The sequence below is a fragment of the Streptomyces sp. NPDC003635 genome (genome assembly GCF_053587635.1).
The window spans coordinates 42,697-62,835 of sequence record NZ_JBSFOK010000023.1 but is presented as its reverse complement, the minus strand read 5'-3'; the positions used below and the strand labels follow the sequence as shown (position 1 = coordinate 62,835).

Below are 20,139 nucleotides of genomic sequence, written 5' to 3'. Positions count from 1 at the left end.
GGCGAAGGGCGCACCCGATACATGGGGTGCGCCCTTCTCACGCGTCCTCGCTCAGGCGTCCTCGCTCACGCGTCGCCGCTCAGCCGGCCAGGCAGGACGGGCCGAGCAGCACCTTCAGATCGCCGAAGAGCGCCGGGTCCGGCTTCACCCGGTGCCGGTCCAGGCGCAGGACCGTCGTCCTGGTCGGACCCTGCAGCTTGATCCGGACCTCGCTGTCGCCCTTGTGATGGCTGAGGATCTCGCCGAGCCGGCTGACCATCGGCGGGGTGACCCGGGTCGCCGGGATGGTGAGGACCACCGGCGCGTTCGTGCCCGCGTTGGACAGGTCCGGGACCATCAGCTCCATCGCGACCAGCCGCGGCACGTCCTCGCGCTTGTCCAGGCGGCCCTTGACGAAGACGACCGCGTCCTCGACGAGCTGCGTGGAGACGAGCTGGTAGGTCGCCGGGAAGAACATGCACTCGATGGAACCGGCGAGGTCCTCGACGGTGGCGATGGCCCAGGCGTTGCCCTGCTTGGTCATCTTGCGCTGCAGGCCCGAGATGATGCCGCCGATGGTGACGACCGCGCCGTCCGCGTGCTCGCCTCCGGTGAGCTGGGCGATGCCCGCGTCCGCCTTGTCCGAGAGCACGTGCTCCAGACCGAAGAGCGGGTGGTCGGAGACGTACAGACCGAGCATCTCCCGCTCCTGGGCGAGCAGATAGGTCTTGTCCCACTCGTCGGTGGAGAACTCCACGTCGAGACCGAAGCCGGGCTCCGTGCTCTCCTCGTCGCCCATGCCGCCGAAGAGGTCGAACTGGCCCTCGGCCTCCTTGCGCTTGACCGCGACCACGTTGTCGATCATCGGCTCGTACTGGGCGGTGAGGCCCTTGCGGGTGTGGCCGAGCGTGTCGAAGGCACCCGCCTTGATCAGCGACTCGGTGGTGCGCTTGTTGCAGGCGGCCGCGTCGATCTTGTCGAGGTAGTCGGGGAAGGAGGCGTACTTCCCCTTGGCCTTGCGGCTCTTGATGATCGACTCGACGACATTCGAGCCGACGTTCCGCACGGCCTCCAGGCCGAAGAGGATCACGTCGTCGCCCTGGGCGGCGAAGTTGTGCACGGACTCGTTGACGTTCGGCGGGAGCACCCGGATGCCCATGCGACGGCATTCGTTGAGGTAGATCGCCGACTTGTCCTTGTCGTCCTTGACGGAGGTCAGCAGCGCGGCCATGTACTCGGCGGGGTGGTTCGCCTTGAGGTAGGCGGTCCAGTACGAGACCAGGCCGTACGCGGCCGAGTGCGCCTTGTTGAAGGCGTAGCCGGCGAAGGGGACCAGGACGTCCCACAGGGCCTGGATGGCCTCGTCGCTGTAGCCGTTCTTGCGGGCGCCGGCCTGGAAGATGGTGAAGTTCTTGGCCAGCTCGTCCGGCTTCTTCTTGCCCATCACGCGGCGCAGGATGTCGGCCTCGCCGAGCGAGTACCCGGCGATGATCTGGGCGGCCTTCTGCACCTGCTCCTGGTAGACGATCAGGCCGTAGGTGACGGCCAGGACCTCTTCCAGGGGCTCCTCCAGCTCCTTGTGGATCGGGGTGATCTCCTGGAGCTTGTTCTTGCGCAGCGCGTAGTTCGTGTGCGAGTCCATGCCCATCGGGCCGGGACGGTAGAGCGCCGAGACGGCGGAGATGTCTTCGAAGTTGTCGGGCTTCATCAGGCGCAGGAGCGAGCGCATGGGGCCGCCGTCGAACTGGAAGACGCCGAGCGTCTCACCGCGCTGGAGCAGTTCGAAGGTCGTGGGATCGTCGAGCGGAAGCGCCAGCAGGTCGAGCTCGATGCCCTTGTTGGACTTCACCATCTTGACGGCGTCGTCCATGATCGTCAGGTTGCGCAGGCCGAGGAAGTCCATCTTCAGCAGGCCGAGCGACTCGCACTGCGGGTAGTCCCACTGCGTGATGGTCACGCCGTCGGTGTGCCGCACCCAGATCGGGGCGTGGTCCACGATCGGCTCGCTGGACATGATGACGCCGGCGGCGTGCACGCCCATCTGCCGGACCAGGCCCTCGACGCCCTTGGCGGTGTCGATGACCTTCTTGACGTCCGGCTCGTTCTCGTACATCGCCCGGATCTCGCCGGCCTCGCTGTAGCGCGGGTGCGAGGGGTTGGTGATGCCGTCGAGGTCGATGCCCTTGCCGAGGACGTCGGCGGGCATCGCCTTGGTGAGGCGGTCGCCCATGGCGTACGGATAGCCCAGCACGCGCGCGGAATCCTTGATGGCGTTCTTCGCCTTGATCTTGCCGTAGGTGCCGATCATGGCGACCTTGTCGGCGCCGTATTTCTCGGTCACGTACCTGATCACCTCGACGCGCCTGCGCTCGTCGAAGTCGATGTCGACGTCGGGCATGGAGACGCGCTCGGGGTTCAGGAACCGCTCGAAGATCAGTCCGTGCGGGATCGGGTCGAGGTCGGTGATGCCCATGGCGTACGCGACGATCGAACCGGCCGCCGAGCCACGGCCCGGACCGACCGCGATGCCCTGGCTCTTGGCCCACATGATGAAGTCGGCGACGACGAGGAAGTACCCCGGGAACCCCATCTGGATGATGCCGTCCATCTCGTAGTCGACCTGCTTCTGGCGGTCCTCGGGGATGCCGCCCGGGAAGCGGCGCTCCATGCCGCGGCGGACCTCCTCCTTGAACCAGGTGACCTCGGTGTAGCCCTCGGGGATGTCGAACTTGGGCATGAGGTCGCGCTTCTCGAACATGCCCGTGGTGTCGATCTGCTCGGCCACCAGGAGGGTGTTGCGGCAGCCCTCCTGCCAGGCGTCCGAGGAGTCGATGGCGTACATCTCGTCCGTGGACTTCAGGTAGTAGCCGGTGCCGTCGAACCTGAAGCGGTCGGGGTCGGAGAGGTTCTTGCCGGTCTGGATGCACAGCAGGGCGTCGTGCGCGCCCGCCTCGTGCGCGTAGGTGTAGTGCGAGTCGTTGGTGACCAGCGGCGGGATGCCGAGCTTCTTGCCGATCTCCAGCAGTCCGTCGCGGACCCGGCGCTCGATCTCGATGCCGTGGTCCATCAACTCCAGGAAATAGCGGTCCTTGCCGAAGATGTCCTGGTACTCGGCCGCCGCCTTCAGGGCCTCGTCGTACTGGCCGAGGCGCAGTCGGGTCTGGAGCTCGCCGGAGGGGCAGCCGGTGGAGGCGATGAGCCCCTCGGACCACTGGGAGATGGTCTCCTTGTCCATCCGGGGCCACTTCTGCAGCCAGCCCTCGGCGTAGGCGTCCGAGGAGAGCCGGAAGAGGTTGTGCAGACCGGTGGCGTTCGCCGCCCAGATCGTCTTGTGGGTGTAACCACCCGAACCGGAGACGTCGTCCCGCTTCTGGTGCGGCTGGCCCCACTGGATCTTGCGCTTGTTGCGCCGGGACTCGGGGGCGACATACGCCTCGATCCCGATGATCGGGGTGACCCCGGCCTTCTTCGCGGAGTGGAAGAAGTCGTACGCGCCGTGCAGGTTGCCGTGGTCGGACATGGCGATGTGGGTCATGCCCATCTCGTTGCACGCGTTGAACATGTCCTTCAGCCGCGCGGCACCGTCCAGCAGCGAGTACTGGGTGTGGACGTGCAGGTGCGTGAACGGCGGCTTTGACACGGTGGGCCCTCCAGGGGAAACACTCGGCGACGGGCTGGCGGACAGTTCTGGGGTCAGCGTCGAAGTCTATGCCGCGGCACTGACACTCGGCGGGCACTCCGACGTACGGTCGTGCGTTGGAGACGGCAGAGACGCTGTCGTCCACGCACCGCACCAGGAGGCACCCAGCGATGTCGGTTCCGAAGCTCAGCGACGAGCAGCGCGGCGAGGAGATCCTCTCCGTCTTCGACACCGCGTTCGGCGAGCTCCTGGCCGCCGACCCGGCCGCGTTCCGCGTGAAGTTCCGCAAGATGGCGGCCTCCGCGTTCGCGTTCTACCGCGGTACCGCGTGCCTCTTCTACCACGACCTGGACGCCGAGAACGCCGGGCGGGGTGGCGGGAGGATACTCAGTGGGCCGTTCCTGGACGAGCGCACCTCGCGCGTGTGGATCCACGGCGACCTGCACGCGGAGAACTTCGGCACGTACATGGACTCCACCGGCCGGCTGATCTTCAACGTCAACGACTTCGACGAGGCCTACGTCGGCCCCTTCACCTGGGACCTCAAGCGCTTCGCCGCCTCCGTGGCGCTCGTGGGGTACGCGAAGGCGCTCAGCGACGAGCAGATCACCGAGCTGGTGCGGGTCTACGCGGGCGCGTACCGCGAGCGGATCCACGCGCTGGCGACCGGCGCCAAGAGCGACGAGGTGCCGCCCTTCACCCTGGACACCGCCCAGGGCCCGCTGCTGGACGCGCTGCGGGACGCCCGCGCGCTGACCCGGTTCGGGCTGCTGGACTCGATGACCGAGATCCGGGAGTTCGAGCGCCGCTTCGCCCCGGGCGGCGGCTCCATCGAGCTGGACGCGGCCACCCGCTACAAGGTGCTCGCCGCCTTCGACGGCTACCTGGAGACGCTCCCGGAGTCCTCCCTGACCCGCCCGGACTCCTACCGCGTGAAGGACGTCGTCGGCCGCCGCGGGATCGGCATCGGCTCGGCCGGGCTGCCGTCGTACAACATCCTGCTGGAGGGCAACAGCGACGCCCTGGAGAACGACGTCGTGATCTACGTCAAGCAGGCCCAGACCCCGGCCGTCTCCCGGCACATCACCGACCCGGCGATCCGGGACTACTTCCAGCACGAGGGCCACCGCACGGTGATCTCCCAGCGCGCGCTGCAGGCGCACGCCGACCCGTGGCTGGGCTGGACCGAGCTGGACGGCTCGGGCCAGCTGGTCGCGGAGGTCTCGCCGTACGCCGTGGACCTGGACTGGGGCGACATCGACGACCCGGAGGAGATCGCGGCGGTCGTCGCGGACCTCGGCCGGGCCACCGCGTCGATGCACTCGGCGGCCGACGACACCTCCGGCGAGTCCCTGGTGCCGTTCTCCACCGAGCGCGCCATCGACGCGGCCATCGCCGCCGACGAGGACGGCTTCGCCGAGCTCCTGGTGGGTTTCGCGCACGACTACGGCGCACGCGCGCGTGCCGACCACCAGATCTTCGTGGACCTGTTCCGCAACGGCCGGATCCCCGGCCTGTGACCCAACGGGCGTTCACAGGGAGCCTTTAGGGCTCCCTTACAGCCCTCCGTGACAGACTCTCCAGCGCTATGGACATATCCGGGACCCGACTGCGAGCGCTCCGCGCGGCGCTGTTCACGGCACTCGTCGTGACGCTCAGCACCGCGTCGCACGTGCTGCTGTCCCGGGTCCCGCTGCCGCTGAACACGGTGGCGCTGGTCGCCGCCGGCGTGTTCGTCGTGGCCTACGCGCTGGCCGGGCGCGAGCGCGGCTTCGGGCGGATCGCCGCCCTGCTGATCCCGCTGGAGCTGGCCGCCGACACCGTCTTCACCACCGGCCAGCACGTCTGTTACGGCGCCGCGGGCGGCCCGGTCGCGGGCCCCCTGCGGTCGGTCGGCCTGGACGTGCTGTGCGGCGACGGCACCCGGGTCGGCACCGCGCTGACCACGGTCACCGAGAGGACCGGCACCGACCGGCTCGCCGCCCTCCTCGCGCACGCCGACCCGCAGACCGCCTGGCTGCTGCTCGCCGCGCACGTCACGGTCGGCCTGGTCGCCGCCGCCTGGCTGCGCCGCGGTGAGCGCGCGCTGGGCCAGCTGCTGCGGGCGGTCGCGACCACCACCTTCCGGCCGCTGCTGCTGGCGGTCGCCGCCGTCGCGGTCCGGCCCGCCCGGTCGGTCCGTCGGCTCCCGCGCCCCCGGCGCCGTACCGCCGCCGGCCGTGAGCGGCTCCTCACGCACTCCTTGGGACGGCGTGGACCGCCGTGCTCAGTCGCCTTCGCCTGAGCACGACCAGTCCACCCATACGTCATGCGCACACATGAGGTGTGCCGTCCCCATGGAGTAAACCCACATGAGCAAGCGGAACAGCCAGGCGGCGAAGTCGGCGGCGCGCGAGCGGCTGCGCGCCGAGCGTGAGCGCGAGGCGAAGCGCGCCAAGGTCAAGCGGCAGATCGTGGTGGCCTGTTCGGTCGTCGGCGTGCTGGCGGCGGCGGGCGGTATCGGCTACGCCGTCGTCCAGTCCAACAAGCCCGGCCACTGGGAGGCGGTGCGGGACGAGAAGGTCGTCGCCCCGGCCAACACCACGGGCACGAACGGCACGACCGTCGTCATCGGCAAGGACAGCGCCAAGAAGACCCTCAAGGTCTACGAGGACCCGCGCTGCCCGGTCTGCGCCTCGTTCGAGCAGGCGGTCGGCCCGACCGTCGAGAAGGACGTCGAGGACGGCAAGTACAAGATCCAGTTCGTCGGCGGCACCTTCCTCGACGGCGACTCCCTCGGCGAGAACAAGATCGGCAGCAACGGCGAGGGCTCCAAGAACGCGATGAGCGCCCTCGGGGCCGCGCTGAACGTGAGCGACGAGGCCTTCCTCCAGTTCAAGGCGGCCCTGTACTCGGCGAAGTGGCACCCGGAGGAGTCGGACGACAAGCTCAAGAACGACGACTACCTCATCGAGATCGCCGACACCGTCGACGCCCTGAAGGACAACACCACGTTCCAGAACGCGGTGAAGAACGGCACCTACGACGCCTGGGCGCTGGCCATGTCGAAGACCTTCGACACCAACAAGGACGACGTCACCGGCACCCCGAGCTTCGTGATGGACGGCAAGACGCTCACCACGGACCAGGGCAACCCCCCGATGACGGTGGACGAGTTCAACACCCTGGTGGACGCGGCGCTGAAGGCCTGAACCTCCGGAATCCTCGGCTCCGGCCGACTGCGAGACGAAGAGCGGGCGAATTTTTACGAGTTCGCCCGCTCTCGTTCATACTGGTCAGTAACGTGATCGCTCGTGACCAGTCGATACAGATCATCCGAGCCGCTCAACACCCTTACCCCACGCCGCCGTACGGTCGTCAAGGCCGCGGCGGCCACTGCTGTCCTGGCCGGACCGCTGGCCGCGGCGATACCCGCCCAGGCCGCGACAGCCCCCGCCTTCCTGCACGGCGTGGCCTCCGGCGACCCGCTGCCCGACGGCGTCCTGCTGTGGACCCGGGTGACCCCCACCCCCGAGGCGACACCCGGCTCCGGGCTCGGCCCGGACACCGAGGTCAGCTGGACCGTCGCCACGGACAAGGCGTTCACGCACGTCGTCGCCAGGGGCTCCACGAAGGCCACCGCCGCCTCCGACCACACCGTCAAGGCGGACATCCGGGGCCTCGCGCCCGCCACCGACTACTGGTTCCGCTTCTCCGCCGGCGGCACCGACTCCCCGGCGGCGCGCACCCGCACCGCGCCGGCGACGGACGCGGCCGTGGCGAACCTCCGCTTCGGCGTGGTCTCCTGCGCCAACTGGGAGGCCGGCTACTTCTCCGCGTACCGCCACCTAGCGGCCCGCGGCGACCTGGACGCCTGGCTGCACCTCGGTGACTACATCTACGAGTACGGCACCGGCGAGTACGGCACCCGCGACACGGTCGTACGGCCGCACGCGCCGGCGCACGAGATCCTGAGCCTCGCCGACTACCGCGTCCGGCACGGCCGTTACAAGACCGACCCCGACCTCCAGGCGCTGCACGCGACCGCGCCCTGCGTGGCCATCTGGGACGACCACGAGATCGCCAACGACGCCTGGTCCGGCGGCGCCGAGAACCACACCGAGGGCACCGAGGGCACGTACGCCGCCCGCCAGGCCGCCGCCAAGCAGGCCTACTTCGAGTGGATGCCGGTGCGCCCGGCCGTGGCCGGCACCACCTACCGCAGGCTCCGTTTCGGCAAGCTCGCCGACCTCTCCCTGCTGGACCTGCGCTCCTTCCGCTCCCAGCAGGCGTCCGTCGGCAACGGCGACGTGGACGACCCGGACCGCACCCTCACCGGGCGGGCCCAGCTCGACTGGCTGAAGGCGGGCCTGACGTCCTCCGACACCACCTGGCGGCTGGTCGGCAACTCGGTGATGATCTCGCCGTTCGCCATCGGCTCGCTCACCGCCGACCTGCTGGGGCCGCTGGCGGAGCTGCTCGGTCTGCCGAAGGAGGGCCTCGCCCTCAACACCGACCAGTGGGACGGCTACACGGACGACCGCCGTGAACTCCTCGCCCACCTGCGCTCCAACGCCATCCGCAACACCGTGTTCCTCACCGGTGACATCCACATGGCGTGGGCCAACGACGTCCCGGTGAACGCCGGTACGTACCCGCTGTCCGCCTCGGCCGCCACGGAGTTCGTGGTCACCTCGGTGACCTCCGACAACCTCGACGACATCGTGAAGGTCCCCCAGGGCACGGTCTCCGCGGTCGCCGCACCGCTCATCAGGGCCGCCAACCGGCATGTCCACTGGGTCGACACCGACCGCCACGGCTTCGGCGTCCTGGACATCACGGGCGAGCGCGCGCAGATGGACTACTACGTGCTGTCCGACCGCACCAAGGCCGACGCGACGGCCTCCTGGGCCCGTTCGTACCGCACGCGCAGCGGCACGCAGAAGGTCGAGCGGACCTACGACCCCGTGTAAAACCCTGGTTGCGAAGGCGACTTTCGGCCACGGCGGGTGGAGCGCACCGGGAGGGAATCCGGCCACTCCACCCGCCGGAACCGGCTGTTCATCCCCGTTTGTTCGAAATCTCGATTGACCGAAACGTTTCTCTCGTGTCTTGAACATGTACACGTAATCTCCGGGCGGCGGCCAGGAAGACCCCTGTGCGCCTTCTCCCCAACGCATCAGCCAGGAGTCAGCATGCGTGTGCTCGCCCGGATATCCCCGTCTCAGCGCAGACGCCTTCTCGCCACGACCGTCGTGGCCGGAACCCTGATGCTCTCCCCCGTGTCGGCCCCCACCGGTCTCGCGGCGGCTCAGGCTCCGGCCGCCGACTGCCCCGACACGGACACCCACGCCGCGGCCCGCGAGGCCCGCCCGGGGCACGGCGAGTCCGTCGCCGAGCCCAACGAGGTCAGCGCCGCCAAGGCCCAGGCCATGAACGCCGACCTGCAGAAGAAGCTGGACAAGCTGCCCGCCTCGGGCAACCGCAGCCTCGCCGCGGCCGCCTCCACGACGATCCCGGTGTACTTCCACGTCATCCACGACGGCACCACCGGCAAGCTCGACGCCTCCGACATCACCGCCCAGATGAACGTCCTGAACTCCGCGTTCGCGGGCCAGGGCACCGGAAACACCGACTCCGGCTTCCAGTTCACCCTGGCCGGTACGACGTACACCGACAACGCGGCCTGGTACAACGTCGGTTACGGCTCGGCGGAGGAGAAGGCGATGAAGTCCGCCCTGCGTCAGGGCGGGGCGAACGCGCTCAACGTCTACACCGCCAACCTCGGCGACGGACTGCTCGGCTGGGCCACCTTCCCCAGCTCCTACAAGTCCAGCCCCTCGATGGACGGCGTGGTCCTGCTGGACGCCTCGCTGCCCGGCGGCTCGGCGGCCAACTACAACGAGGGCGACACCGGCACCCACGAGGTCGGCCACTGGATGGGGCTCTACCACACCTTCCAGGGCGGCTGTAACGGCAACGGCGACTACGTCGAGGACACCGCCGCCGAGAAGAGCGCCGCCTACGAGTGCCCCGAGGGCCGGGACACCTGCACCCGCAAGGCGGGCGCCGACCCCATCCACAACTTCATGGACTACACGTACGACTCCTGCATGTACCAGTTCACCGCGGGTCAGGTGACGCGCATGCAGCAGCACTGGGCGGCCTACCGCGCGGCCGGCTGAACCCACTGAGGGCCCCGTGAGGGCTGCCTACTGAAGCGAGTCCAGGAAGCCGAGCGCCACCCGCCAGGTGGCCTCGGCCGCCTCGGCGTCGTAGTCCGGCAGCTCGGGGTCGGTGTAGAGGTGACCGGCCCCGGCGTACCGGTAGACCTCCACGTCGGCGCCGGCTCTGCCCATCTGGAGATACCAGGCGCTCAGCCAGTCGTCGGTCTCGAACGGATCCGGCTCGGCGACATGCAGCTGCACCGGCAGCTCGTCCACCGAGGCGTTCGGCGCGATGTCGGACGTGCCGTGCAGAAGCAGCAGCCCGCGCGCCTTGTCGTCGCCGAGGGCGAGGGTCTGCGCGACGGACGCGCCGAGCGAGAACCCGGCGTACACCAGGCCCCGTTCGGAATAGGGCGCGGCGGCCAGAACGGCCCGCTTGAGCAGTTCGTCCTTGCCGAGCTCCTCCTTGAAGGCCATGCCCTCCTCGACGGTGTCGAACGTACGGCCCTCGAAGAGGTCCGGCGTCCACACCTCGTGTCCGGCCTCGCGCAGCCGGTCCGCGGCCTGGCGCACCGCGGGGCGCGGGCCGTAGGTCGAGTGAAAGAGCATGATGTTCATGAGGCCATGGTGCCAGCCTGGTACGACAGGGGCGTGCGCTGTGTCTCACCGGTCCGCATGTTCAGCACCCCCCGGATCCGGTTACGTTCGGAGGCATGGAGAACGTACTCCGACCGCTGATCGTCGTCGGCGGGTCGGTCGTGCTCACCCTGCTCATCGGGTGGGCCACCGACCTGCTGCTGCGCAAGGCCGACCAACGGCATTCCGAGACGCCCCTGTGGGGCCTGCTGCGCCGGGCCCGCATCCCCTACCAGCTGGTGCTGTGCGCGGCCATGCTCAGAGGCTCGTACGACTCGGCGCAGCTGCTGGAGGAGCACCGGGTCGGAATCGGCCAGACCCTGACGCTGGTGCTGATCGGCTCGGCGGCCTGGCTGGTGATCCGGATCGCGGCGGCGGTCGTCGAGACCACGTACACCCGCTACGCCCGGGTCCACCGCGACCCGGCCCGGGTCCGGCGCGTACGCACCCAGGTGACGCTCATCACACGCGTGGTGGCGGCCGTGGTGGGCGTGGTCGCCGCGGCCGCGATGCTGCTGACCTTCCCCGCGATGCGCGCCGCCGGCGCCTCCCTGCTGGCCTCGGCCGGCATCCTCGGCATCGTGGCGGGCGTGGCCGCCCAGTCGACGCTGAGCAACATGTTCGCCGGGCTGCAGATCGCCTTCGGCGACATGGTGCGCATCGGGGACACGGTGGTGGTCGACGGGGAGTGGGGCACCGTCGAGGAGATCACCCTGACGTTCCTGACCGTCCGTACCTGGGACGAGCGCCGCATCACCATGCCGGTGTCGTACTTCACCTCCAAGCCCTTCGAGAACTGGTCCCGGGGCGGCGCCCAGATGACGGGCATCGTCTACTGGCACCTGGACCACTCGGCGCCGGTGGAGCTGATGCGCGAGAAGCTCCGCGACATCCTGCGGGAGTGCCCCGCCTGGGACGGCCGCGCCTGCGACCTCTCGGTCACCGACTCCACCCCGACCACCATGCAGGTCAGGGCCCTGGTGACGGCGAAGGACGCGGACGACATCTGGACGGTGCGGGTGACGGTCCGCGAGCACATGCTGAACTGGCTCACCACGCACCACACCTACGCCCTGCCCCGGGTCAACACGGCGGACGCGGTCCTGCCGCCCGGTGTCCCGCCCCAGCCCCGCTCGCCGGACGGCCGGCGTCCCCGCCGGGCCCACGAACCGCCGCGGACCGGACGCTGAGGGGTCACCGGAGGCTGCGCACATCCAGATGGCGCAGCACCCGGTCGACCACCTCCGGGTCCGCCCCGGGTTCGCTGCGCGCCGCCAGGACCTCGTGCCGGGCGGCGCTCAGCATCTCCCGCTGAATCCGCCGTACGCGCTTGACCGTCCGGTGCATCTCGCGGCGCTCCTCGTCGCCCATCTCGGGCGAGATCCGCACACCGATGTCGAAGGCGCGCCGCATCATCTGCTCGCTCAGCTCCTCCGGCAGGTCCTCGACGGCCTCGATCTCCTTCAGCCGCCGCTTCGCCGCCGTGGCCGCCCGCACCGCCAGGGCCTTCTCGAACTCCTTCTCCCGGGCGGAGTCCGCCCGCACCCCGAGCCGCTTCACCAGCCACGGCAGGGTCAGCCCCTGGAGCACCAGCGTGGCCATGATCACGCCGAACGCGACGAACACGATCTCGTCCCGGTCGGGAAAGGGGGATCCGTCGTCCACCCGCAGCGGGATCGCCAGCGCCAGCGCCACCGACGCCACCCCGCGCATCCCCGACCACCACATGACGACGGTCTCCCGCCAGCTCATGGGGATGTCCTCGTCATGGTCCCGCCGGGCGTGCAGCCGCTTGGTCAGCCAGGTCGCCGGCAGCAGCCACAGCAGCCGGACGAACACGACCACGCCCACGATCGCCGCCGCCCACCCCAGCAGCTCGCCCCACCGCCCGGACGCCGTCCGCACGGCGTTGTGGAGTTCGAGTCCGATCAGCCCGAAGGCCACCCCGGTGACGAGCGTGTCGACGACGTCCCAGAAGGTGTGACCGGCGAGCCGGGTCATCACGTCGTCCGCGTCGGTGGCGTACTCGGCGAGGAAGAGCGCGGTGGTCAGCACGGCCAGCACCCCGGAGCCGTGCAGCTCCTCGGCCAGCACGTAGGCGGCGTACGGCACCAGCAGCGTCAGCCCGATCTGCAGTGTGGCGTCCCCGAGGAGGCCCATCAGCCGGTTCGCGCCCCAGCCCAGCGCGAGCCCGACGACCAGCGCCACGACCGCGGAGAGCACCAGGTCGAGTCCGGCCCGCCAGGGCGAGAACGTGCCGCTGACGACCGCCGCGATGGCCACGTGGTAGAGCACGATCGCGGTGACGTCGTTGAAGAGCCCCTCACCCTCCAGGATGGACACCAGCCTGCGGGGCAGCCCGAGCTGTCCGGCCACGGCGGTGGCGGCGACGGGATCCGGGGGCGCGACCAGCGCGCCGAGCGCGACGGCGGCGGCGACGGGCAGCCCGGGGATGATCGAGTGCGCGACGACGGCCACGCACACGGTCGTCACGAACACCAGGGCCACGGCCAGCAGGAAGATCGGCCGCACATTCGTCGCGAACTGCCGCCAGGAGGTCCGCCGTACGGCCGCGTACAGCAACGGCGGCAACAGCAACGGCAGGATCAGCTCGGGCGGCACCTCGACGTTGGGTACGAACTCCAGCAGCGCCAGTACGATCCCGAGCAGGGTCATCAGCACCGGCGCCGGCAGCCCCAGCCGGTCCCCCACCGGGACACTCACCACGGCCCCGAGCAACAGCACGAACAACAGGGCCAACTGATCCACGGTCAGCGCTCCGGCGAGATCGGCGTCCACAGGGCAGACCTCAAGCCTGCCACGGCACCGCCCTCACCAGGGCTTGCGGCACCTCGCTAGACAGCGCGCCGCATCGCCCGGTGCGGTATCCCCGCGTCGGGGAACTCCGGTCCGTACGCCTCGTAGCCCAGCCGCTCGTAGAACCCCAGCGCCTGTGTCTGGGCGTGCAGATCCACCGCCGTGAGCCCACGCGCGCGTGCCGCGTCCTCGATGGCCCGCACCAGGGCGACGCCGATGCCGAGTCCGCGCGCCGCCTTGGACACCGCGAGCCGGCCGAGCGAGCCCACCGAGAGGTCGGTGCCCACCTTCGCCGCCGCGGCCTCGCCGTACAGCAGCCGGCCCGCCCCGAGCGGCAGCCCGTCCTCCCGCACGGCCAGCACATGCACGGCCACGGCGTCGTAGGCGTCGTACTCGATGTCCTCGGGCACGCCCTGCTCGACGACGAAGACCTCCCGGCGCACGGCGAAGCACGCCTCACGGTCGGCCTCCGCGACGGCGACCCGCACGACGAAGGACGGGGACGTCATCCGTAGGTCTCCTCGCGCACCTTGTCCAGGGCCTGCTGAAGATCGTCCGGGTACGCGCAGGAGAACTCCGCCCACTGCCCGTCCCCGGGGTGTTCGAAGCCGAGCCGGACGGCGTGCAGCCACTGCCGGGTAAGGCGCAGCCGCTTGGCGAGGGTGGGGTCGGCGCCGTAGGTCAGGTCCCCGACGCAGGGGTGCCGGTGGGCGGCCATGTGGACGCGGATCTGGTGGGTGCGGCCGGTCTCCAGCTTCACGTCGAGCAGGGAGGCCGCGCGGAACGCCTCGATGAGGTCGTAGTGCGTGACGGACGGCTTGCCGTCCGCCGTGACCGCCCACTTGTAGTCGTGGTGGGGATGGCGGCCGATCGGCGCGTCGATGGTGCCGCTGGTCGGGTCGGGGTGGCCCTGGACGAGCGTGTGGTAGCGCTTGTCGACCGTGCGCTCCTTGAACTGCCGCTTGAGCGAGGTGTACGCCCGCTCCGACTTGGCGACGACCATCAGACCCGAGGTGCCGACGTCGAGCCGGTGCACGATGCCCTGCCGCTCTGCGGCACCGGAGGTGGAGATGCGGTACCCGGCGGCGGCCAGGCCGCCGATCACGGTCGGCCCGGTCCAGCCCGGCGACGGATGCGCGGCCACCCCGACCGGCTTGACGATCACGACCACGTCATCGTCGTCGTGCACGATCTCCATGCCCTCGACCGGTTCGGCGACGATCTGCACCGGCGCGGGCGCGCCCGGCATCTCGACCTCGAGCCAGGCACCACCGCGCACGCGCTCGGACTTGCCGACCACCGTGCCGTCGACCAGCACCTTGCCCGCCGCGGCGAGCTCCGCGGCCTTGGTACGGGAGAAGCCGAACATGCGGGAGATGGCGGCGTCGACGCGCTCGCCCTCCAGGCCGTCCGGCACGGGCAGGGTACGGATCTCGGGAATCGTGCTCACCCGTCGAGTATGCCGGACGGGTGAGACACTCCCGACCGCGCGCTCAGTCCTTGTGGACGGTGCCGTCCGGGTCGAGCCCCTTGAACGACAGCAGCACGATCAGGATGCCGCCGCACACGATCGCCGAGTCCGCGAGGTTGAACACCGCGAAGTGCTTGGGCGCGATGAAGTCCACGACCGCGCCCTCGAAGACGCCCGGCGAGCGGAAGATCCGGTCGGTGAGGTTGCCCAGCGCACCACCCAGCAGCAGGCCGAGGGCGATGGCCCAGGGCAGGCTGTAGAGCTTGCGGGCGAGCCGGGCGATCACCACGATCACGGCCGCCGCGATCACCGTGAAGATCACGGTGAAGGCCTCGCCGAAGCCGAAGGCCGCGCCGGCGTTCCGGATCGCCTCGAACTTCAGCCAGTCCCCGATGATCTCGATGGGCTCGTGGTGCTCCAGCTTGGCCACCACGATCATCTTGCTGATCAGGTCGAGGAGGTAGGCGAAGGTGGCGACCGCGAACAGCACGGCGATCCGGCGCTTCCCCCTGGGCCGCTCCTGGGCGCCCTCCTGCCCCTCCGGACTGGATGACTGCTCCGGTTCGGCCGCAGCCCCGTCCGGGGAATCCGGCGTACCGATGATGCGCTCCGCCTCTGCCACGTGAGTCCCTCAACCTAGGTACCTGACTGAGGACGAGGGTACGGCACGCCCGGCCGGGCCCTCAGTACCGGCGTTCCTGCTTCTGCTTGCACTCCACGCACAGCGTCGCGCGCGGGAAGGCCTGCATACGGGCCTTGCCGATGGGGTTGCCGCAGTTCTCGCACAGACCGTAGGTGCCCGCGTCCAGCCGCTCCAGGGCTCGCTCGGTCTGGGTGAGCATCTCCCGCGCGTTGGCGGCCAGCGCCAGCTCGTGCTCCCGCGTGATGTTCTTCGTTCCGGTGTCGGCCTGGTCGTCGCCGGCGCCGTCCCCCGAGTCCCGCATCAGACCCGCGAGCGACTGCTCGGAGGAGGTGATCTCGTCCCGCAGGCGCAGCGCCTCGGTCATCAGCTCGGAGCGGGCCTCCTCGACCTCCTCCGGGGTCCAGGGGTCCTCGCCGGGGCGTACGGCGAGCTCGCCGGGCTCCACCGCCGCGGCGACGCGTGCCTTGGGAACGGCGGTCTTCGCGGCCGCCGTGGCCGTGCCAGGAGTCTTCTTCGCAACCACCGTCGTGGCTCCCGTCTGCTCCGCGGCCTCGGCCGCGCCCGCCTTCTTGGCCGTGCTCTTCCTGACCGCGCTCTTCTCGGCGGCGCCGGTCCTGGTGGCGGCACGCGCGTGAGCAGTGGTCTTCTTGCCGGCGGCCTCCTTGGCGGCAGCCGGTGCGCCCTCCTTCCTCGCCGCGCTCTTCTTCGCGGCGCTCTTCCTGGCCGTGCCCTTCTCCGTCACGGCCTTCTTCACGGCTCCCTTCCTGGACGCGGCCTTCTTGGCGGCCGGCTTCTCGGCCACCGCGTCCTTCGCCGCGGCCTTCCGGGCCGCCGCTCGCCCCGATCCCGCCGCCTCCTCGGCCGCCTCCTTCGCAGGAGCCGCCTTCTTGGCGGCGGCCTTCTTGGCCGCCCCGCCCCCACGCACCGCCTTCACCGCCTTCGCGGCGTCCCCCTGCTGTCTGCCGGAGCTCCCTTGGGTGCTCTTCTTCCCGCTCGCGTCCTTGGCCGCACCACCGGAGGCCTTCGTGGACCTGCCGGACGCCGACTGCTGTACGGCGGTCTTCTTCGCCACCATGGCCGCGGCCCCTTCACATATTGTGATCTTGCTCGCGAATCGTGCTGGGACGATAAATCGACTCGAGCCCCGCGGCAATGGGGCACACCGCCCGATTCGCCCGCTCGCGGAAGCCCCACGGCCGGCCTGCATCCGTTGTGCCCAGCTCCCCGCGGGGTAATCCGCGCGGCGGGGCGTCCCAGAATCCGAACACGCGTACCGCGCCATTCGGGTCACCGCAGGCCACACCGGGCCCCCGCCGCCGGGGCCGGAAAACCGGTCGGCCGCTGTCCGCGCGGCGCCGTACACTGGGCGGAGCGAAAAGCGTGGATGGGGACGAGTAGCGGCGCACGCAGCCCAGAGCGACCCGGGGACGGTGGAAGCCCGGGGGCGAGCGCGACGTGAAGATCACCCCGGAGCCGCCGGAAGAAAGCCCCCTGAGGGCCGTAGAACCGGCATCGCGACCCCAATGAGGGGGCTCACCGAGGCACACGGAGCGTCGGCGGGCCAAGGAGGGTGGTACCGCGGGAGCGCGCCGAAGACGGCGCAACGACAGACGTAGCTCTCGTCCCTCCGGACGGAAGGCAGCAAGTCCGCCGGAGGAAGCTCGCTGATGACACAGCCGACGTACCGCCAGGTGCCCGCCCAGGTCGACCTGCCCGCGCTCGAACACGCGGTGCTCGACTTCTGGCGCGAGCAGAAGATCTTCGCCAAGAGCCTGGAGCAGTCCGAGGGCCGCCCCGAGTGGGTGTTCTACGAGGGCCCGCCCACCGCCAACGGCATGCCTGGCGCCCACCACATCGAGGCCCGCGTCTTCAAGGACGTCTTCCCCCGCTTCCGCACCATGCGCGGCTACCACGTGGCCCGCAAGGCGGGCTGGGACTGCCACGGCCTCCCGGTGGAGCTGGCGGTCGAGAAGGAGCTCGGCTTCAGCGGCAAGAAGGACATCGAGGCGTACGGCATCGCCGAGTTCAACGCCAAGTGCCGCGACTCCGTGCTGCGCCACACCGACGCCTTCGCCGACCTGACGACCCGCATGGGCTACTGGGTCGACCTCGATGACGCCTACGTCACGATGGAGCCCGAGTACATCGAGTCCGTCTGGTGGTCGCTCAAGGAGATCTTCAACAAGGGTCTGCTGGTCCAGGACCACCGCGTCGCCCCCTGGTGCCCCCGCTGCGGCACCGGCCTGTCGGACCACGAGCTGGCCCAGGGCTACGAGACGGTCGTCGACCCGTCCGTGTACGTCCGTTTCCCGCTCACCTCCGGTCCGCTGGCCGGCGAGGCCGCGCTCCTGGTCTGGACGACGACCCCCTGGACGCTGGTCTCCAACACCGCGGTCGCCGCGCACCCCGACGTCACCTACGTGGTCGCGACGAACGGCCAGGAGAAGCTGGTCGTCGCCGAGCCGCTGGTCGCCAAGGCGCTCGGCGAGGGCTGGGAGACCACCGGCCGGTCCTTCACCGGCGCCGAGATGGAGCGCTGGACCTACCAGCGCCCCTTCGAGCTGGTCGAGTTCTCCGAGCCCGCGCACTACGTCGTCAACGCCGAGTACGTCACCACCGAGGACGGTACGGGTCTGGTCCACCAGTCCCCCGCCTTCGGTGAGGACGACCTGAAGGTGTGCCGCGCCTACGGGCTGCCGGTCGTGAACCCCGTCCGCCCCGACGGCACCTTCGAGGAGGACGTCCCCCTGGTCGGCGGCGTCTTCTTCAAGAAGGCGGACGAAAAGCTCACCGAGGACCTCCAGCAGCGCGGCCTCCTCTTCAGGCACATCCCGTACGAGCACAGCTACCCCCACTGCTGGCGCTGCCACACCGCGCTCCTCTACTACGCGCAGCCGTCCTGGTACATCCGCACCACCGCCGTCAAGGACCGCCTCCTTCAGGAGAACGAGAACACCAACTGGTTCCCGGGCTCGGTGAAGCACGGCCGCTTCGGCGACTGGCTGCAGAACAACATCGACTGGGCGCTGTCCCGCAACCGGTACTGGGGCACCCCGCTGCCGATCTGGCGCTGCGAGGACGACCACCTCACCTGCGTCGGCTCCCGCGCGGAGCTGTCCGAGCTGAGCGGCACCGACCAGTCGGCGCTGGACCCGCACCGCCCGTTCATCGACGACGTCACCTTCCCGTGCCCCCAGTGCGAGAAGACGGCCACGCGCGTGCCGGAGGTCATCGACGCCTGGTACGACTCGGGTTCGATGCCGTTCGCGCAGTGGGGCTACCCGTACAAGAACAAGGAACTGTTCGAGTCCCGCTACCCGGCGCAGTTCATCAGCGAGGCCATCGACCAGACGCGTGGGTGGTTCTACACGCTGATGGCGGTGGGCACCCTGGTCTTCGACAAGTCCTCGTACGAGAACGTCGTCTGCCTCGGCCACATCCTCGCCGAGGACGGCCGCAAGATGTCCAAGCACCTGGGCAACATCCTGCAGCCGATCCCGCTCATGGACCAGCACGGCGCCGACGCGGTGCGCTGGTTCATGGCGGCCGGCGGTTCGCCGTGGGCGGCCCGCCGGGTGGGCCACGGCACGATCCAGGAGGTCGTGCGCAAGACCCTGCTGACGTACTGGAACACGGTGGCCTTCCAGGCCCTGTACGCCCGTACGTCGGACTGGGCGCCGTCCGAGGCGGACCCGGCCCCGGCGGAGCGACCGCTGCTGGACCGCTGGCTGCTGTCCGAACTCCACGCGCTCACCGACCAGGTGACCCAGGCGCTGGAGGCGTACGACACCCAGCGCGCCGGCAAGCTGCTCTCGGCGTTCGTCGACGACCTGTCGAACTGGTACGTCCGTCGTTCCCGGCGCCGGTTCTGGCAGGGCGACAAGGCCGCGCTGCGCACGCTGCACGAGGTCGTCGAGACGGTGACGAAGCTGATGGCCCCGCTGACCCCGTTCATCACCGAGCGGGTCTGGCAGGACCTGATCGTCCCCGTCACCCCGGGCGCCCCGGAGTCGGTGCACCTGTCCTCCTGGCCGGAGGCGGACCTCACCGCCATCGACCCGGAGCTGTCGAAGCAGATGGTCCTGGTCCGCCGCCTGGTGGAGCTGGGCCGTGCCACGCGCGCGGAGTCGGGCGTGAAGACGCGCCAGCCGCTGTCCCGCGCGCTGGTGGCGGCGACGGGCTTCGACGCGCTCTCCCCCGAGCTGCACACGCAGATCACGGAGGAGCTGAACGTCGAGTCGCTGGCCTCGCTGTCCGAGGTCGGCGGCAGCCTGGTCGACACCACCGCGAAGGCCAACTTCCGCGCGCTGGGCAAGCGGTTCGGCAAGCGCGTCCAGGACGTGGCGAAGGCGGTCGCGAACGCGGACGCGGCGGCCCTGTCGCTGGCGCTGCGCGAGGGCACGGCGTCGGTCGAGGTGGACGGCGAGACGGTCACCCTGGCCCCGGACGAGGTGATCATCACCGAGACCCCGCGCGAGGGCTGGTCGGTGGCCTCCGACTCGGGAGCCACGGTGGCACTGGACCTGGAGATCACGGAGGAGCTCCGCCGGGCCGGGCTCGCCCGTGACGCGATCCGTCTGATCCAGGAGGCGCGCAAGAACAGCGGGCTGGACGTGGCCGACCGGATCGCCCTGCGGTGGTCGGCGACGGACCAGGCGGTCGTGGCGGCCCTGTCCGAGCACACGTCCCTGATCGCCGACGAGGTGCTCGCCACGGACTTCGCCCAGGGCGAGGCGGACGACAGCTACGGCACGCCGTTCAGCGACGAGGGTCTGTCCCTGACGTTCCGCCTGCGCAAGGCGTAACC

The 20,139-nt window shown here is 70.1% G+C and carries 14 protein-coding genes; 7 read left to right on the top strand and 7 right to left on the bottom strand.

Annotated features, from left to right (window positions below; genetic code table 11):
• Positions 1-79: 79 nt before the first annotated feature.
• Entirely contained in the window at positions 80-3,619 is a 3,540-nt protein-coding gene (gene dnaE / locus ACWDRW_RS22060) for a DNA polymerase III subunit alpha (protein ID WP_451725524.1), read from the bottom strand.
• Between the two features lie 170 nt (positions 3,620-3,789).
• Between dnaE and ACWDRW_RS22055 the strand changes: the two genes are divergently transcribed.
• The 5 genes from ACWDRW_RS22055 (at position 3,790) to ACWDRW_RS22035 (ending at position 9,783) form a co-directional block, all read left to right on the top strand.
• Positions 3,790-5,139: a DUF2252 domain-containing protein gene (locus ACWDRW_RS22055; RefSeq protein WP_451725522.1), complete on the top strand. Its 1,350-nt coding sequence runs from the start codon at positions 3,790-3,792 to the stop codon at positions 5,137-5,139.
• A gap of 68 nt (positions 5,140-5,207) precedes the next feature.
• Complete coding sequence (locus ACWDRW_RS22050) at positions 5,208-5,903, top strand: hypothetical protein (RefSeq protein WP_451725521.1); 696 nt, start codon at positions 5,208-5,210, stop codon at positions 5,901-5,903.
• A gap of 67 nt (positions 5,904-5,970) precedes the next feature.
• Positions 5,971-6,810: a thioredoxin domain-containing protein gene (locus tag ACWDRW_RS22045; RefSeq protein ID WP_451725519.1), complete on the top strand. Its 840-nt coding sequence runs from the start codon at positions 5,971-5,973 to the stop codon at positions 6,808-6,810.
• A 102-nt stretch (positions 6,811-6,912) separates the two neighbouring features.
• Positions 6,913-8,571 (top strand): alkaline phosphatase D family protein, encoded by a 1,659-nt coding sequence (locus ACWDRW_RS22040; protein ID WP_451725517.1) that lies wholly within the window; start codon positions 6,913-6,915, stop codon positions 8,569-8,571.
• A gap of 222 nt (positions 8,572-8,793) precedes the next feature.
• Positions 8,794-9,783 carry a zinc metalloprotease gene (locus ACWDRW_RS22035; RefSeq protein ID WP_451725515.1) on the top strand — a complete coding sequence of 330 codons (990 nt, stop codon included), beginning with the start codon at positions 8,794-8,796 and terminating at the stop codon, positions 9,781-9,783.
• Between the two features lie 27 nt (positions 9,784-9,810).
• On the opposite strand, the gene ACWDRW_RS22030 is transcribed toward ACWDRW_RS22035, so the two are convergent.
• On the bottom strand, positions 9,811-10,383 hold the full coding sequence (locus tag ACWDRW_RS22030; RefSeq protein WP_451725514.1) for a dienelactone hydrolase family protein: 573 nt from the start codon (positions 10,381-10,383) through the stop codon (positions 9,811-9,813).
• 95 nt (positions 10,384-10,478) lie between these two features.
• Between ACWDRW_RS22030 and ACWDRW_RS22025 the strand changes: the two genes are divergently transcribed.
• A complete protein-coding gene (locus ACWDRW_RS22025) occupies positions 10,479-11,591 on the top strand; it encodes a mechanosensitive ion channel family protein (protein ID WP_451725512.1) in 1,113 nt (370 codons plus the stop codon).
• A gap of 4 nt (positions 11,592-11,595) precedes the next feature.
• Here the strand turns inward: ACWDRW_RS22025 and ACWDRW_RS22020 are convergent, their stop codons facing one another.
• From ACWDRW_RS22020 to ACWDRW_RS22000, 5 genes are all read right to left on the bottom strand, one after another.
• Positions 11,596-13,170, bottom strand: coding sequence for a Na+/H+ antiporter (locus ACWDRW_RS22020; RefSeq protein ID WP_451725615.1), 1,575 nt, complete (start codon positions 13,168-13,170; stop codon positions 11,596-11,598).
• Positions 13,171-13,256: 86 nt separating this feature from the next.
• Positions 13,257-13,727: a GNAT family N-acetyltransferase gene (locus ACWDRW_RS22015; protein WP_451725511.1), complete on the bottom strand. Its 471-nt coding sequence runs from the start codon at positions 13,725-13,727 to the stop codon at positions 13,257-13,259.
• A complete protein-coding gene (locus ACWDRW_RS22010; RefSeq protein WP_451725510.1) occupies positions 13,724-14,668 on the bottom strand; it encodes an RluA family pseudouridine synthase in 945 nt (314 codons plus the stop codon). The genes ACWDRW_RS22015 and ACWDRW_RS22010 overlap by 4 nt, the downstream gene beginning before the upstream one ends.
• Before the next feature lie 43 nt (positions 14,669-14,711).
• Positions 14,712-15,311 (bottom strand): signal peptidase II, encoded by a 600-nt coding sequence (lspA, locus tag ACWDRW_RS22005; RefSeq protein ID WP_451725508.1) that lies wholly within the window; start codon positions 15,309-15,311, stop codon positions 14,712-14,714.
• Between the two features lie 61 nt (positions 15,312-15,372).
• Entirely contained in the window at positions 15,373-16,407 is a 1,035-nt protein-coding gene (locus ACWDRW_RS22000; protein WP_451725506.1) for a TraR/DksA family transcriptional regulator, read from the bottom strand.
• Positions 16,408-16,999: 592 nt separating this feature from the next.
• On the opposite strand from ACWDRW_RS22000, the gene ileS reads away from it, so the two are divergent.
• Complete coding sequence (ileS, locus tag ACWDRW_RS21995; protein ID WP_451725504.1) at positions 17,000-20,137, top strand: isoleucine--tRNA ligase; 3,138 nt, start codon at positions 17,000-17,002, stop codon at positions 20,135-20,137.
• Positions 20,138-20,139 lie beyond the last annotated feature (2 nt).